Annotated in this window: 14 protein-coding genes and 1 tRNA gene; 9 read left to right on the forward strand and 6 right to left on the reverse strand. The window is 61.9% G+C overall.

Annotated features, from left to right (window positions below; all coding sequences use genetic code 11):
* Positions 1-857 precede the first annotated feature (857 nt).
* Both msrQ and msrP read right to left on the reverse strand, forming a co-directional pair.
* Positions 858-1,481: a protein-methionine-sulfoxide reductase heme-binding subunit MsrQ gene (msrQ, locus tag A9D60_RS15875; protein WP_065268497.1), complete on the reverse strand. Its 624-nt coding sequence runs from the start codon at positions 1,479-1,481 to the stop codon at positions 858-860.
* Between the two features lie 17 nt (positions 1,482-1,498).
* Positions 1,499-2,404 carry a protein-methionine-sulfoxide reductase catalytic subunit MsrP gene (gene msrP / locus A9D60_RS15880; protein WP_065268498.1) on the reverse strand — a complete coding sequence of 302 codons (906 nt, stop codon included), beginning with the start codon at positions 2,402-2,404 and terminating at the stop codon, positions 1,499-1,501.
* Between the two features lie 196 nt (positions 2,405-2,600).
* Here msrP and A9D60_RS15885 point away from each other — a divergent pair, with 196 nt between their 5' ends.
* Positions 2,601-3,167 (forward strand): hypothetical protein, encoded by a 567-nt coding sequence (locus A9D60_RS15885; RefSeq protein WP_065268673.1) that lies wholly within the window; start codon positions 2,601-2,603, stop codon positions 3,165-3,167.
* Positions 3,168-3,196: 29 nt separating this feature from the next.
* Here the strand turns inward: A9D60_RS15885 and A9D60_RS15890 are convergent, their stop codons facing one another.
* Positions 3,197-4,045: an AraC family transcriptional regulator gene (locus A9D60_RS15890; RefSeq protein ID WP_141117943.1), complete on the reverse strand. Its 849-nt coding sequence runs from the start codon at positions 4,043-4,045 to the stop codon at positions 3,197-3,199.
* A gap of 214 nt (positions 4,046-4,259) precedes the next feature.
* Here A9D60_RS15890 and A9D60_RS15895 point away from each other — a divergent pair, with 214 nt between their 5' ends.
* Positions 4,260-4,550, forward strand: a complete 291-nt coding sequence (locus A9D60_RS15895; RefSeq protein WP_065268500.1) for an antibiotic biosynthesis monooxygenase — start codon at positions 4,260-4,262, stop codon at positions 4,548-4,550.
* Positions 4,551-4,588: 38 nt separating this feature from the next.
* Positions 4,589-4,837, forward strand: coding sequence for a hypothetical protein (locus tag A9D60_RS15900; RefSeq protein WP_217492066.1), 249 nt, complete (start codon positions 4,589-4,591; stop codon positions 4,835-4,837).
* Between the two features lie 61 nt (positions 4,838-4,898).
* Here A9D60_RS15900 and clpB read toward each other — a convergent pair whose 3' ends face one another.
* Positions 4,899-7,517 (reverse strand): ATP-dependent chaperone ClpB, encoded by a 2,619-nt coding sequence (clpB, locus tag A9D60_RS15905; RefSeq protein WP_065268502.1) that lies wholly within the window; start codon positions 7,515-7,517, stop codon positions 4,899-4,901.
* Between the two features lie 339 nt (positions 7,518-7,856).
* Between clpB and pyrF the strand changes: the two genes are divergently transcribed.
* A complete protein-coding gene (gene pyrF, locus A9D60_RS15910) occupies positions 7,857-8,573 on the forward strand; it encodes an orotidine-5'-phosphate decarboxylase (protein WP_065268503.1) in 717 nt (238 codons plus the stop codon).
* Positions 8,574-8,971: 398 nt separating this feature from the next.
* On the opposite strand, the gene A9D60_RS15915 is transcribed toward pyrF, so the two are convergent.
* On the reverse strand, positions 8,972-9,394 hold the full coding sequence (locus A9D60_RS15915) for an NUDIX hydrolase (RefSeq protein WP_065268504.1): 423 nt from the start codon (positions 9,392-9,394) through the stop codon (positions 8,972-8,974).
* 89 nt (positions 9,395-9,483) lie between these two features.
* Between A9D60_RS15915 and A9D60_RS15920 the strand changes: the two genes are divergently transcribed.
* The gene (locus tag A9D60_RS15920; RefSeq protein WP_083194232.1) at positions 9,484-10,737 is read left to right on the forward strand and encodes a DNA polymerase IV; all 1,254 of its coding nucleotides are present in this window, start codon (positions 9,484-9,486) and stop codon (positions 10,735-10,737) included.
* 15 nt (positions 10,738-10,752) lie between these two features.
* On the opposite strand, the gene A9D60_RS15925 is transcribed toward A9D60_RS15920, so the two are convergent.
* The gene (locus A9D60_RS15925) at positions 10,753-11,613 is read right to left on the reverse strand and encodes an N-formylglutamate amidohydrolase (RefSeq protein ID WP_065268505.1); all 861 of its coding nucleotides are present in this window, start codon (positions 11,611-11,613) and stop codon (positions 10,753-10,755) included.
* Positions 11,614-11,776: 163 nt separating this feature from the next.
* On the opposite strand from A9D60_RS15925, the gene A9D60_RS15930 reads away from it, so the two are divergent.
* The 4 genes from A9D60_RS15930 (at position 11,777) to A9D60_RS15945 (ending at position 14,389) form a co-directional block, all read left to right on the forward strand.
* Positions 11,777-11,851, forward strand: a tRNA-Val gene (locus A9D60_RS15930).
* 79 nt (positions 11,852-11,930) lie between these two features.
* Positions 11,931-12,056 carry a type B 50S ribosomal protein L36 gene (gene ykgO, locus A9D60_RS15935; RefSeq protein ID WP_005648635.1) on the forward strand — a complete coding sequence of 42 codons (126 nt, stop codon included), beginning with the start codon at positions 11,931-11,933 and terminating at the stop codon, positions 12,054-12,056.
* A gap of 232 nt (positions 12,057-12,288) precedes the next feature.
* Positions 12,289-13,305 carry a Fe(3+) ABC transporter substrate-binding protein gene (locus A9D60_RS15940; protein WP_065268506.1) on the forward strand — a complete coding sequence of 339 codons (1,017 nt, stop codon included), beginning with the start codon at positions 12,289-12,291 and terminating at the stop codon, positions 13,303-13,305.
* Between the two features lie 223 nt (positions 13,306-13,528).
* A complete protein-coding gene (locus tag A9D60_RS15945) occupies positions 13,529-14,389 on the forward strand; it encodes a CobW family GTP-binding protein (protein WP_065268507.1) in 861 nt (286 codons plus the stop codon).
* Positions 14,390-14,433 lie beyond the last annotated feature (44 nt).

Consider the following 14,433-nt stretch of genomic DNA (forward strand, 5'->3'; position numbering starts at 1 on the left):
AATGCTGTCACCAAATGCTGTCACCAGCATATCCTTGACGTTCGAACCTCTGCACATCTTCACCAGGAGGCTAATCCTGATGAAAGTCTCTGTCTGTATGTGCTTCAGTACCAAAGGCACCGAAGAACCGTACAAACAGTGAAGCTGACACTGCATCATCGGACCAAAGCCCTAGCAGCGCGATATGCATCGGCTGATCCATCGAAATGAACCAAACCGCCCGCATATCTCTTCAGTATTCCATCAATGTCAAAGAGCATCATCCGGAGGCCAAAACCAGACCGTTGCGCCAATCCCTCAGCGCGCCCGCCTGCAAAATCTCCAAAATGACCCAGTCTCTCCTGAGCGTCCAACCGTCTCTCCGGTCCGTCTCCCGTCCGTTTCCGCGTCGCCGCCGYCCCGTCCGGTGTGTCTCAGCTGCGCCTCAGCGCCGCCGGTGAGGGGCTTTTACGGATACCCCAGAACACCCGCAACCCAAAAAACGCAAAAAACCAAACTTTCCGCAAAGAAAAATCACAAACCAAACAATATCAACAGCTTAACCTGCAATAAAGTCAGCAGAACTGACCCGGTTCCAGCAACCGAAAACACCGCAAACCCAAACCAGAACCCTCAAATCAGCAATCCGCCCCACTTACCCACAAACCAGGCAAACATATCCACAGACTCAACAACCGGAATCGCTAAACCCACCCAAACCAGAACCCTCAAATCAGCAATCCGCCCCACTTACCCACAAACCAGGCAAACATATCCACAGACTCAACAACCGGAATCGCTAAACCCAGCCCCGGCCCGGAATCAAAATGACCGCCAATAAGCACACCCCCCTGGGCACCAGGAACAGATCCTACGGACTAAGTCCGGCTGGGCGTTCCGGGTGATGTCGGGTTTTTGGACCGCTTAAGCACTGGCAAGCGCAGGGCCAGAAAAAGAAGGGTCAGCCCGAGGTAAATAAGCGGCTCGATCTGAAACCCCTTGGACAGCATCACGAAGTGAACGCTCCCCAGCAGTGCAGCTGCATAGGTCAGCCGGTGCAGCCGCGTCCAGGTCCGGCCCAGCGCCCGCACCGACAGGTTATTCGAACTGAGCGCCAGCGGCAGCATCAAGACGAAAGCCCCCATGCCGATGGTGATGTAGGGCCGTTTGGCAATGTCCGCGATGATCTGTCCCAAGAGCTGCACGTCCAGCACCAGCCAGACCAGCAGGTGGCAAGTCACATAGAAGAAGCACAAGAGCCCGATGGCCCTGCGGAACTTCATCAGGTTCAGCCCAAGCAGGCGGCGCAGCGGCGAGACTGCCAGTGTGAGGATCATCAGTTGCAGCGCCAGTTCCCCGTATTCATGCTCCAGCGCCTTGATCGGCTCCACCCCCAGCCCGCCGGTCAGCCCCTGGTAAAAAAGCCAGGGCGCTGGCAGCGCCCCAAGCAGGTAGACCGCCCAGACAGGCAGTCGGCGCAGAAGCTGGTTCAGTGACCCCATCCGTCGACGCCCCCCTTTTAGAAGTATTCAGCCAGGTCCATGCCTGCGTACAGAGACGCGACCTCTTCCTCGTACCCGTTATACATCAGCGTCGGCTGGCGCTTGGCAAACAGCCCGCCGCCGAGGCGGCGCTCGCTGGCCTGGCTCCAGCGCGGGTGCGATACATCGGGGTTCACATTACTGTAGAAGCCGTATTCGCGCGGGTTGGCCATGTTCCAGCTGGTGGGAGGCTCCTCATCAGTCAAAGTGATCCGCACCACCGACTTGATCGACTTGAAGCCGTATTTCCAAGGCACCACCAGCCGCAGCGGCGCGCCGTTCTGGTTGGGCAGCGGCTTACCGAAGATGCCAGTCGCCATGATCGACAGCGGGTGCATCGCCTCATCCAGGCGCAGGCCTTCACGGTAGGGCCAGTCGAGCACCTTATAGGCGGTACCGGGCATCTCCGACGGGCGGTAGAGGGTTTCGAAGGCCACATATTTGGCCCCCTCCTGCACACCCGCCATATTCAAAAGGTCGGCCAGCTCAAATCCCAGCCAGGGCACCACCATCGACCAGGCCTCAACGCAGCGGAAACGGTAGATGCGCTCCTCCAGCGTCATTTCCCCTAGGATCTGCTCAAGGGAATAGTCCCCCGGCTTGTCCACCAAGCCGTCGATCCTGACGCTCCAGGGCTGTGTTGTCATCCGGCCGGCATAGGCTGAGGGGTCGCCCTTGCCGGTGCCGAATTCATAGAAGTTGCAGTAGCTGGTCACCTCTTCCCAGCTGTTGGGCTCAAGCCCCTCGTCTGCCCGCGCCCGGCTGCCCAGCGCCGCAGCCAGCCCGGATCCCGCCAGGCCTGCCATGATTTGGCGCCGGTTCCAGAACGCCGCCTCCGGGGTGCTGTCAGCAAGGGTCAGATCATTGGTCCAGCGGCGCGCCATCTGCGTCTCCTGATAATAGATGTCACCTTTCAGGTAACGGCCCCGGGCGCAAAACCCAAAACATATCCTGTAACGACTGCGCGAGAGGTCTGTAACGTATCTCTCCTGCAGCCAACCGGCCGCAATTTCCCCGCTTCACCCCGGCGGCGAAACCCTTATGCTGGCCGGAAACGGAAACCAAACCGGGCAGATCACCATGAAATCCCTTTTAGCACCGCTGATGATGCTGGCCGCCGCGGCTCTGGCAGGCTGTGCCAGCGCGCCCTCTGCCACTAGGAACAATGTTGAAGAGCTGGCGCTGGCGCTGCAGTCCATGGATCCGCAGGTGGACCCTGCAGAGGCCCGCCGCGCGGCGGAGATCGCCTACAGCTACTCCACCCAGCTGGCCGAGCAGTATGATGTGACCACGTCGCCGATCATCCACAACACACTGGTGAACAGCGGCGTCAAGGAACGCGGTGTCTGCGTGCACTATGCAGAGGATATGCAGGCACGCCTCAATCAGGAGAACTTTCGCACGCTTTCCATGCTGCGTGCCATTGCCGAGCCGAAAAGTGATTTCCGCATCGATCACTCCACCGCGGTAATCGCCGCCAAGGGCGACGGTATTTACGAGGGCATTGTGCTCGACCCCTGGCGCTATGGCGGTAAGCTTTACTGGTCGGCCACCACCGAGGACCCCCGGTATGACTGGGAGCCGCGGCTTAAAGTTCTGCGACGGAAGTATGAACGCAAGATGGCCAAGGAGGCCGCGGCTGGTTAAACAGCCCTCAGCGCGGCTTGGGCCTGCCCCTAAAGACCTGCCGCTAAGGCTGCTGCCCGGAACTGACCAGGCGTCAGCCCGTATTCCTTCTTGAAGGCGCTGATGAAATTGGATGTGCTTTCGTACCCCGCAGTCAGACCAATACTGGTAATCGCATCGTTAGTGCTTTCCAGCATCTTCTTTGCCTGATCCAACCGGCGTTGCTTGCGCCATTTTGCGGGGGACGCGCCGAAGATCCGCCGGAACTCCCGGTTGAAAGTCGGAACCGAGCGCCCGGACAGCGCCGCCAGATCCGCAGTGCGTAAATCATGATCCAGGTAAGCCCGGGCGACATGAGCAACCGAGCGATGGTGCTGTGTGCCCAAACTGCCTGCAAGCGTATTGGCCAGCTTGCTGCGGTCATACAGCAATGCAAGCAGCATGATCAGCTCAACCAGTTTCAGGCGCGCCAGGTCCGCATCCACCTGCAAGTTGTCATAGACCTCCACGATGCCGCTCATGAAGGCTGCCAGGCTTTGACTCGCTGGAACGGTTGCCAGACCTGCCTGTTCAGCTCCTTGCCCGCCACCCAATCGCGGCAGCACATCGCTGACCAGCGCCGGGGACAGAAAGATCATCATAGCCTCCAACGGGCCATCCTGGCTGCGGAAATCGGACTGCAACCGGACATTCGGCGGAATGATGACAAGTTCGCCCGCCTGGATTTCAATGCAGGTTCCGCCAGTGTCAAAAAAGCGCTCACGCCCTTTCAGCAAGTAGCAAATACAGATTTCGCTGCAGACAAACTCCAAGTCCCGCAGATCTGCGTGCAAAACCTTATGCAACAGCCGGCCATGCCTGCTCGACAGGATTTCCCTGGTAAAGGAAAAGGCCGCCAAAGCCTCAGGAATAACGATCAGCTTGTTCTGTGTGCGGGTCACGCGGCTGTTCCACAGGTTGTTCTAAGCAGGCCGCGGTAAGCAGCTTTTTTCCACATACCGCAAACTAATGAGGGTTTCTGATCCGATTGCAATATCCCTGATCGGATCGCGTTAGCGGCGGCTGGGGACCACAGGCAAAGAACGGGCCATCCAATGAGAAAAGGAGACCCCGATGAGCATTTGGGTAACGCTTGAGATGGAAGTGGCAAAGGGAAAGTTTGGTGAGCTGGAACCCTTCCTGGCAGAACGTTTACCGGCAGTGCGAGGCTTCGATGGCGCCTTGTCGGTCACTGTCTATTATGACGAGGAAACACGCAGCCTGCTGATTGCCGAAGAGTGGCTCTCCAAAGCGCATCATGCCAGCTACATCCAGGCAATTTCCGAAAACGGCGTCATGGCCCAGCTTGTCTCCTTCATGACTGCACCTCCAAAGGTGCAGTACTTCAAGAGGCTGGTAATCTGATGAAAGGAACCTGCGCCGGCATTTCGCGCCGTGATCTCATGGCCAGCACCATTGCTGCGGCTGCGACCGCGGCAGTTGGCACGCTTCCATCATTTGCTGCAGCGGCAGCCCCGGCAGAAGTGCGTTTCCGTTTCGTGAAGCTCCACAAGTCCAGCACCGCAGGGTATCTGCAGGAACTGCGCCGGAACCGGTCGTCCTTCAGTCAGCTGGTACTGGAAAGTGAGGGCTATTGCCTGGTTCTCGCCGGCGAGCGTTCCCACACCGGCGCGCGCCGCCTGGAGCTGTAACGCACCTCTTCGCAAATCAAAGGCCCGCCATCTCTGGCGGGCCTTTCTCAATCTCTACCTCTCAATGCACCACGGCATCATCGGGCTTGGGCCGGTCCGACGTCCCCAGCCGGTCGCCGATGATCAGCCCGTCGCTGCCGGCCGAGACCGGGACGGTGTCGCCGTCCTTGATCTCTCCCGCCAGCAGGGCCTCTGCCAGCGGGTTCTGCAGCGCGCGTTGGATCACCCGCTTCAACGGCCGGGCGCCGAACACCGGGTCATAGCCTTCGTCCGCCAGCCAGGTCTTGGCGGCCTCGTCCAGCTCCAGCGCGATCTTGCGACCTGCCAGGCGTTTCAGCAGACGCGCCAGCTGAATCTCGACAATGCCGTCCATGTCACCCCGTGCCAGACGGTCGAAGATGATCGTCTCGTCCAGACGGTTCAGGAACTCAGGCCGGAAGTGCGCCCGCACCGCATCCATCACGTCACGCCGCGCGTCAGACGCATCGGCGCCCTCCGGCAGCTGGCTCAGCGCCTGCGCGCCAAGGTTGGAGGTCAGCACGATCAGCGTCTGCTTGAAGTCCACGGTGCGGCCCTGACCGTCGGTCAGCACGCCGTCATCCAGCACCTGCAACAGCACGTTGAACACATCCGGATGCGCCTTTTCGACCTCATCGAACAGCACCACCTGATAGGGGCGGCGGCGCACGGCCTCGGTCAGCACCCCGCCCTCGTCATAGCCGACATAGCCCGGAGGCGCGCCGATCAGCCGGGCGACGGAATGCTTCTCCATGAATTCCGACATGTCGATGCGCACCATTGCGTGCTCGTCGTCGAACAGGAAGCCTGCAACCGCCTTGGTCAGTTCTGTCTTGCCGACGCCGGTGGGCCCAAGGAACAGGAAGGAGCCCAGCGGCCGGTTCTCGTCATTCAGACCCGCCCGCGCCCGGCGCACCGCATTGGCCACCGCAGTTACAGCCGCGTTCTGGCCGATCACCCGGCGGTGCAGCTCATCTTCCATGCGCAACAGCTTCTCGCGCTCGCCCTCCAGCATCTTAGAGGTCGGGATACCGGTCCAGCGCTCGACAACGGCGGCGATCTGCTCGGGCCGCACGGCCTCCTCGACCATCAGCCCTTGCTCTTCCTGTCTTTCGGCATCCGCCAGCTGCTTCTCCAGCCCGGGAATGACGCCATAGGACAGCTCCCCCGCCTTGGCGAGGTTGCCCTCCCGCTTGGCAATGTCCAGTTCGGCACGGGCGCGGTCCAGCTGTTCCTTCAGGTCGCGGGCGGAGGCCAGCTTGTCCCGCTCCGACTGCCACTGGGCGGTCATCTCGGCGGACTGCTCCTTCAGCTCAGCCAGTTCCTTCTGAAGCTTCTCCAACCGGTCCCTGGAGGCCGCATCGTCTTCCAGCTTCAGCGCTTCTTCCTCGATCTGCATCTGCAGGATCTGCCGGTCGAGCGCATCCAACTCCTCCGGCTTGCTGTCCACCTGCATCCGCAGGCGGGAAGCGGCCTCATCCATCAGATCGATTGCCTTGTCCGGCAGGAAGCGATCGGTGATATAGCGGTTCGACAACGTTGCCGCCGCCACCAGCGCCGCATCGGCAATGCGCACACCGTGGTGCAGCTCATACTTTTCCTTGATGCCACGCAGGATCGACACGGTGTCCTCCACCGTCGGCTCCGTCACCATCACCGGCTGGAACCGGCGGGCCAGCGCCGCGTCCTTCTCCACGTATTTGCGGTATTCATCCAGCGTGGTCGCACCGACGCAGTGCAGCTCCCCGCGCGCCAAAGCCGGCTTGATCAGGTTGGCCGCATCCATCGCACCGTCGGATTTGCCGGCACCGACCAGCGTGTGCATCTCGTCGATGAACAGGATGATCTCGCCCGCCGCCTCGGTGACTTCGGTCAGCACCGCCTTCAGGCGCTCCTCGAATTCACCGCGGTATTTCGCACCGGCAATCAGCGCGCCCATGTCCAGCGATAGCAGTTTCTTGTCGCGCAAGCTCTCCGGCACATCGCCGTTGATGATGCGCAGCGCCATGCCCTCGGCAATTGCGGTCTTACCCACGCCCGGCTCACCGATCAGGACCGGATTGTTCTTGGTCCGGCGCGACAGCACCTGCATCGAACGGCGGATTTCCTCATCCCGCCCGATAATCGGATCGATCTTTCCCTCGCGCGCCGCCTCGGTCAGGTCGCGGGCGTATTTCTTCAGCGCGTCATAGCCTTCCTCAGCCGTTGCCGAGTCGGCAGTACGCCCCTTGCGGATATCATTGATCGCTTCATTCAGCTTCTGCGCGGAAACTGCGCCAGCTTCCAAAGCATCCTTGGCCTTGGACTTCACCATGCACAGCGCCATCAGCAGACGCTCAACCGGGACAAAGCTGTCGCCCGCCTTCTCGGCAATCTTTGCAGCCTCATCCAGCACCTTGGCGGTCTGCCCGTCCAGATAGATCTGCGCCGCATCGCCGCTCACTTTGGGCTGCTTGGCGACAGCCGCTTCAACGGCCTCCACGACACGCGCAGGTACCCCGCCCGCGCGGGAAATCAGGTTGCTTGCCAGCCCCTGGTCGTCATCCATCAACGCTTTCAGAATATGCTCCGGCACCAGCCGCTGGTGCCCCTCGCGCATCGCAATGGTCTGCGCTGCCTGCACGAAACCCCGCGCACGCTCCGTGAACTTGTTCAAGTCCATCTTGCTCTCCTTTATCAAGCGCCCTGTCTTTGGCAGCGCCCGCTAGGCGGCACGCCCCGGTCCGGGCCTCAAGGTTCAATTTGGGAAGCGATCCCGCCGCTTCAACCCATGTTCGCTCAGAAAGGTGAGCAAATCCCTGACCTGCGTCAACTTTCACCGGCAGGTCTACCAACAGGCGAAACCGCGCCGCGCGCCAGCGCGGCGCCATGCCCAAAACTGTAATCTGCCCCGCAGGGGCAGCTTCAGTTGCGGGAGCGCCCCGCTGCGCCTTGCCGAACCGGCGCCCCTTGCGTATGAAACGCCAGTTTCACGCCGAACCCGCCATCAGAGGACCCCGCCATGACCCATGCCCCGCGCGCCGACGACCGCCTGATTGTTGCCATGGATGTCCCCAATGCGCTGGCCGGGCTGAAGCTGGCCGAGCAGCTGGGCGATGCGGTCTCCTTCTACAAGATCGGCCTCGGCATGCTTACCGGCGGCGGCCTCGCATTGGCCAATGAGCTGAAGCAGGAGCACGGCAAGCGCATCTTCCTCGACATGAAACTCTTCGACATCGGCGCCACGGTGGAAAACGCGGTGCGCGGCCTGGCGCAGTTCGACCTCGACTTCCTCACCGTGCACGGCGACCCCTACGTCGTGCGCGCCGCCAAGGAAGGCGCGGCCGGCAAGGACCTCAAGATTCTCGCCGTCACCATCCTGACATCGCTCGACCGCCAGGATCTGGACGGCGCGCTGATCAAGGACGGCGCGGTGCAGGACCTGGTACTGGAACGCGCCGGCAATGCCTTTGCCGCAGGCGCCGACGGCGTCATCGCGAGTCCGCAAGAGGCGGCGCTGATCCGCGCCCTGCCCGAGGCTGAGGGCAAGCTGATCGTCACCCCGGGCGTGCGCCCTACCGGTGCTGACCTGGGCGACCAGAAACGTGTCGCCACCCCGGCCAGTGCCATTGCAGATGGCGCCGATCACATCGTCGTGGGCCGTCCGATCTGGAAGGCTGACAGCCCCCGCGCCGCAGCCGAAGCCATTCTGGCAGAGCTGGCAGGCGCAAAAGCGTAGAAACGCCAAGCCGTTTCCGGCATCGGCGGTGACGGCTATATTGCCTTGCCGCAAGTTCTCCCCTTATCAAACTGCCCAATTTTTGGGCAGAAAGAAAAATGTGCGGCAGGTGCACCATTTTCTGACCAGTTCCCCCGCCGGCTGGCAATGACGTAACGTCAAGCCGCTCTTTTCGCTGACGAAACCCGCCAGCGGGGCAATTTCTGCGCCAAATCGTCCTGTGCCTCAAAAAGCACACCTGAAGAACCCGCAGCCAACGCACGGCCCCGCAAACTTTGCGAAACTGATCCATGTGGGAGATTCTCAACTTGAGACACTCCCCAGACGGGCTTTTCTTCCTGAGACCCGTCACCTTTCCCCCCGCATACCAGCGGGGGATCTTTCTTTTCAGCCCACTGTCACACAGGCCGCGCGGCAAGGTATTCGCGCAGCCGGTCCGCAAAGTGGGGCACTGCCAACGGGTGCGCGCAATAGGCCTCTGGCGCCATCAGCGCCCAGCCCTGCCCCTCGTTTCCGAACCGGACCGCGCTGACGGTTTCCGCAGGCAGATGCGCGGCAAAGAACCAGACCCGCCCGTGCGGCCGCTGGTACACACGGGACCAGATCAGCAGCTCCGGCCTCAGGACCAGCCCGACTTCTTCCCGCGTTTCCCGCAGCGCACAGGCCACCGGGCTTTCATCTGCCTCACGCCCGCCGCCCGGCAGGTCCCAATGGCCGGGATAGGGAATATCCGGCTTGTCATCGCGCTGGATGACCAGCAGGTCCTGCCCCAGAAACACTGCCAGCTTTGCGCCGGCAAAATCTTCGCCTGCTGTTGTCATGATCTGTCACTTGGTCCTCCGGCACGCTAAAGACAAGCCCTGCGCCGCAAGTTAGACTTGTCCATCCACGACCACAGCCCACCGTACCAATGCACGCCCTTTGCCGAGACTGCCTCAGCCAGATCGCCCCCGCCCGGCGCTGCCCCCATTGCGGCAGCCCGCGGATCAAGGCGCATGCGGAACTGTTCGCGCTCACCATTGCCCATATGGATTGCGACGCCTTCTATGCCAGCGTCGAGAAACGAGACAATCCTGAGCTGGCAACCAAGCCGGTGATCATCGGCGGCGGCAAGCGCGGCGTGGTTTCCACCGCCTGCTACGTCGCCCGCATCCGCGGGGTGCGGTCTGCCATGCCGATGTTCCAGGCGCTGAAGCTCTGCCCTGACGCTGTGGTGATCAAGCCGCGGATGAATGTCTACGTCGAGGTCAGCCGCGAAATCCGCAAGATGATGAATGAGCTTACCCCGGACGTGGAGCCGCTTTCGCTGGATGAGGCCTTCATGGATCTCACCGGCACCGAAAAGCTGCATGGCGCGCCGCCCGCAGTGATGCTGGCCCGGCTGGTCAAACGCATGAAAGATGAGCTGGGCGTGACCGGCTCCATCGGCCTTTCCCATAACAAGTTCCTGGCCAAGGTTGCCTCCGATCTCGACAAGCCGCGCGGATTTTCGGTAATCGGAAAGGCAGAGACGGATGATTTCCTGCACGAAAAGCCGGTGCGGCTGATCTGGGGCATCGGCCCGGCTGCGCAGGAAAGCCTGGACAAGGCCGGCATCCGAACCTTCTCTGACCTGTTGCGCTGGGACCGCGATGCGCTGCACAGCCGCTTCGGCTCCATGGGCGACCGGCTCTGGCATTTGGCCCGCGGCCAGGACCGGCGCCGGGTCTCCGCCCATGAGCCGATAAAGTCGATCTCCAACGAAACCACCTTCTTTGAGGACACCGCCAGTCTGGAGGTGCTCGACGGCCACCTGTGGCGGTTGGCAGAGAAAGTGTCGGACCGGGCCAAGGCGCGGGAACTGGCGGGCCGGGTGGTGACGCTGAAGCTGAAACGCGCCAATCACTCGGCGCTGACCCGGCGCGTCACCCTGCGCAGCCCGACCCAGATTGCAGACCGCATCTACCGCACCGCCCGCGGCCTGCTGGATCAGGTCGGCGACGAGGGCCCCTACCGGCTCCTGGGTTGCGGGATATCGGACCTGGTGCCCGAATCGCATGCCGATGACACCGGCGACCTGCTGGACCCGAATGCAGGCAAGCGGGCAGAGGCCGAACGTGCCACCGATGCCATCCGAAAGAAATTCGGCGACAGCGCCATCCTGAAAGGGCGCGCCCTGCGCTGAGCTTGCAGCTGCGGGCTATTCCGCCGCCAGCGGCAGCTCCTCCCGCCCGATGGCTGCGATTTCCGCCACCACTTGGCGCAGCAGAGTCTGCAGCGCATCAAAGTCCGCATTGGGCCGGATGTTGGCCTCATCCATGTACAGCGCCCGGTCGATCTCGATCTGCACTGCATGCTGGCGCCGCGACGGGCGGCCATAGGTCTGGGCAATATAGGCTCCGGCAAAAGGCGTGTTGCGTGCCACCCGCAGCCCGGCGGCGGCAAAAGCCGCCTCGATCCGGTCCACAACGCTGCCATCCGCAGCCGCCCCGAAGCGGTCGCCCAGCACGATCTCGGGTTTGCCCGCACCGCGCGGGACCATCGCGTCGACGGCTTCATGCGGCATCGAGTGGCAATCCACCAGAATCGCCTGCCCGAATTGCGCGTGCGCCTGATCCAGCAGCCCTTTCAGTGCCTGATGGTAGGGATGCCAGCATGTCCGGATCCGCCGCTCTGCCTCCGCCAATGGCAGCTTGCCGCTGTAGATCGCCCGGCCGTTTGCGACCACCCGCGGAATCACCCCCAGGCCGGAGGCCACCCGCGGGTTCTGGCCGCGCTTCTGCACCCCTTCAATCACCGCCGGGTCCAATTCATCCGGCGAACGGTTCAGGTCCAGATAGGCGCGCGGCTTCAGCGCCTTCAGCAGCGGCGCCCCGAACTCCGGCGCCGCCCGGAACAGCTGATCGACAAAGGCATCTTCCGAACTTCGGATCTCCCTCCGCCCCAGAATCGATTGTGCCAGAAAGGAATCGGAATACTCCGCGCCGCTGTGCGGAGAGGCAAAAACCACCGCCGAAGCCAGTTTCTGCGGGGAAATCACGGAAAACGCTGTATCAGGCATCCTTGCTCCGGTGCTTCTTGTGCAAGAAACAGCATATCGCGGAAATTTCTGCGGTCAAAAGCTCTTGCGCACCCCGGCGACTCTATTTATAGACCCCCTCACCGGCGCGGCACCCCGCGCCCCTTTCACTTCTAAGGGGCAGGAAAGCAGCGCAGGCCAGAGTGGGCGATTAGCTCAGCGGTAGAGCACTTCGTTGACATCGAAGGGGTCACAAGTTCGATCCTTGTATCGCCCACCATTCAATTCACTGCTTCGGCTCCGGCCCAAGCACCCGCTAACCCAGGCGCTGGTTCGCGCCGCAGACAAGGAGAGAGACCATGAAGGTCAAGAACTCGCTCCGTTCGCTGAAGAACCGGCACCGCGATTGCCGGGTTGTGCGCCGTAAAGGCCGCGTGTACGTGATCAACAAGACCCAGCGCAAGTTCAAAGCGCGCCAGGGCTAAGGTCCGCCACAGCGACATGCAGAAAACCGCATCATCCGATGCGGTTTTTTTGCGTTTGGGGGGGGCAGTCCGGACAAGCGCTGTAACGACAGAGCGCGTTCAGGGCCTGGCAAGGCAACAGCTGATTGCGACTTTCTGACTGTTTCAGTCGGAAATTCATTGCATCTCCCGTCAGATGCTTTAATCGACTCTTTCAGTCGGAAAACTGATCTAACCAAGAACGGGACATCCAATGCTGAAAGCCACAACCGTACTGGCCGGCGCGCTGAGCGCCGCCGTTGCCACCTCCGCTGCAGCCGAAGGCGAGCTGAACATCTACTCCTCGCGCCACTATGACACCGACGAGCAGCTGTATTCGGACTTCGAAGAGGCCACCGGCATCACCATCAACCGCATCGAGGGCAACGCCGACGAGCTGATCGCCCGGATGAATGCCGAGGGTGAAAACTCCCCAGCAGATATCCTGATCACCGTCGACACCTCGCGCCTGACCCGCGCCAAGGAGGCCGGTGTCCTGCAAAGCATCGACAGCGACGTGCTGGAGGCCCGGGTTCCGGCCTACCTGCAGGATGAGGACAACCAGTGGTTCGGCTTCAGCCAGCGTGCGCGCATCATCTTCTTCGACAAGGACGGTGTGGCCAACCCGCCGCAGACATATCTGGATCTGGCAGATCCCGCCTACAAGGGCCAGGTTTGCATCCGCTCGTCCAAGAACACCTACAATCAGACCCTGCTGGCCTCGATCGTGACCCACCACGGTGCTGAAAAGGCGCGTGAATGGGCTGAAGGCGTGGTTGCCAACATGGCCCGCGATCCGCAAGGCGGCGACACCGACCAGATTCGCGGCCTGGTCTCCGGCGAATGCGGTATCGCCGTTGCCAACAGCTATTACTTTGCCCGCTCGATCCGCAAGGAGGTCAAGGGCGTGTCGGAGAACCGCGATCAGATCGGCTGGCTGTTCCCCTCTCAGAACACCGAAGGCGCGCATATGAACCTGTCGGGCGGCGGCGTCGCCGTGCACGCTCCGAACAAGGAGAACGCGATCAAGTTCCTGGAGTACCTCTCCAGCGATTCCGCCCAGCAGTATTTCTCGGCCGGCAATGACGAATACCCGGCTGTGTCCGGCGTCGGCCTGGCCCCGTCGATCGCGGCACTTGGCCACTTCAAGCCGGATGACGTGAACCTGTCCGAGGTCGCCAAGAACCTGCCAGAGGCGCAGAAGATCTTCAACGACGTCGGCTGGAAGTAAGCCCCTTCAGGTCAAACCGATGAACAATGGCGCGGAACACTCCGCGCCATTTTTTGGCAGTAACGTGCCCCCAAAGCACCGCTGCTCCGGCGGTTCATCCGGCAATCAGCTTTCGCTAGACCTGGCGCCGCATCGCGCCTATAGCTTCCCGCGCATTGAAAAATGTCATTTTGGGAGGAATCATGCGGTTGAACGGACGTTTCGCCCTGAAGGGCCAGAGCGCATGAACAGGCTGCCGGTCACAATCATCAGCGGCTATCTGGGCGCGGGCAAAACGACGCTGATTAACCGCCTCCTGGCAGAGGATCACGGGCTGAAACTGGCGGTGATCGTCAACGACTTTGGCGCAGTCAACATTGATGACGCGCTGATCCAGGGCACGGACGGCGGCAAGATAGCCCTGACCAACGGCTGCGTCTGCTGCACGATGGGGGACGACCTTTCCCTGGCGCTGCGCGAAGTTATGGCTCGTCAGGACCGCCCGGATCATCTGGTGATCGAGGCCAGCGGCATCTCCGACCCGGTCGCCATCGCCAATTCCGTCCTGAATGAAAGCGGCCTCAGCTATGGCGGCATCGTCTCCCTGGTGGATGCGGAAAACGCCGCAACCCTATTGAACGACCCGCTGGTGGCTCCGCAGGCAGAGCAGCAGATCCGTGCCGCAGACCTGGTGATCGCGACCAAATGCGGCGAACTGAACGCAGACCTCTCAGCGCTTCTGGCCAAGGCAGGCGCCCGAACCCCTACAGTGCTGAACGGCTCGCCCGTGGCAGAACTTCTCTTTGACGTGGTGCCGCTGCCCAAGGGGCGCGCGGTTGCGGCGCACCCCGCCTACACCACCTGGCAGCACCGCAGCGGCGCCGTGCTGGACCGCCGCGCGCTGGGGGACAAGCTGGCAGAACGCCCCACGGGCCTCTACCGGATGAAAGGTTTTGTGCTGACCACTGGCGGCGCCTATGAGCTGCATGTGGTCGGCCGCCATGTGGAGGCCAAACGCTGCGAGGCAGAAGAAACACTGCTGGTCGGCCTCGGCCCCGCAGACCGGATTTCCCGCGAAGAGATCGAGGCCTGGTGGGCGGCATAAGCCGCCCCGTTGGCCCGAACCGCACCAGGAAAATTCGAATTTTC

The sequence above is a fragment of the Leisingera sp. JC1 genome, assembly GCF_001679925.1.
Taxonomy (GTDB): Bacteria; Pseudomonadota; Alphaproteobacteria; order Rhodobacterales; family Rhodobacteraceae; genus Leisingera.

What these genes read in the sequence shown, in the direction of transcription:
- msrQ (WP_065268497.1), bottom strand. Translation starts at nt 1,481, where the DNA reads ATGGGGTCACTGAACCAGCTTCTGCGCCGACTGCCTGTCTGGGCGGTC.
- msrP (WP_065268498.1), bottom strand. Translation starts at nt 2,404, where the DNA reads ATGGCGCGCCGCTGGACCAATGATCTGACCCTTGCTGACAGCACCCCG.
- A9D60_RS15885 (WP_065268673.1), top strand. Translation starts at nt 2,601, where the DNA reads ATGAAATCCCTTTTAGCACCGCTGATGATGCTGGCCGCCGCGGCTCTG.
- A9D60_RS15895 (WP_065268500.1), top strand. Translation starts at nt 4,260, where the DNA reads ATGAGCATTTGGGTAACGCTTGAGATGGAAGTGGCAAAGGGAAAGTTT.
- A9D60_RS15900 (WP_217492066.1), top strand. Translation starts at nt 4,589, where the DNA reads ATGGCCAGCACCATTGCTGCGGCTGCGACCGCGGCAGTTGGCACGCTT.
- clpB (WP_065268502.1), bottom strand. Translation starts at nt 7,517, where the DNA reads ATGGACTTGAACAAGTTCACGGAGCGTGCGCGGGGTTTCGTGCAGGCA.
- pyrF (WP_065268503.1), top strand. Translation starts at nt 7,857, where the DNA reads ATGACCCATGCCCCGCGCGCCGACGACCGCCTGATTGTTGCCATGGAT.
- A9D60_RS15915 (WP_065268504.1), bottom strand. Translation starts at nt 9,394, where the DNA reads ATGACAACAGCAGGCGAAGATTTTGCCGGCGCAAAGCTGGCAGTGTTT.
- A9D60_RS15920 (WP_083194232.1), top strand. Translation starts at nt 9,484, where the DNA reads ATGCACGCCCTTTGCCGAGACTGCCTCAGCCAGATCGCCCCCGCCCGG.
- A9D60_RS15925 (WP_065268505.1), bottom strand. Translation starts at nt 11,613, where the DNA reads ATGCCTGATACAGCGTTTTCCGTGATTTCCCCGCAGAAACTGGCTTCG.
- ykgO (WP_005648635.1), top strand. Translation starts at nt 11,931, where the DNA reads ATGAAGGTCAAGAACTCGCTCCGTTCGCTGAAGAACCGGCACCGCGAT.
- A9D60_RS15940 (WP_065268506.1), top strand. Translation starts at nt 12,289, where the DNA reads ATGCTGAAAGCCACAACCGTACTGGCCGGCGCGCTGAGCGCCGCCGTT.
- A9D60_RS15945 (WP_065268507.1), top strand. Translation starts at nt 13,529, where the DNA reads ATGAACAGGCTGCCGGTCACAATCATCAGCGGCTATCTGGGCGCGGGC.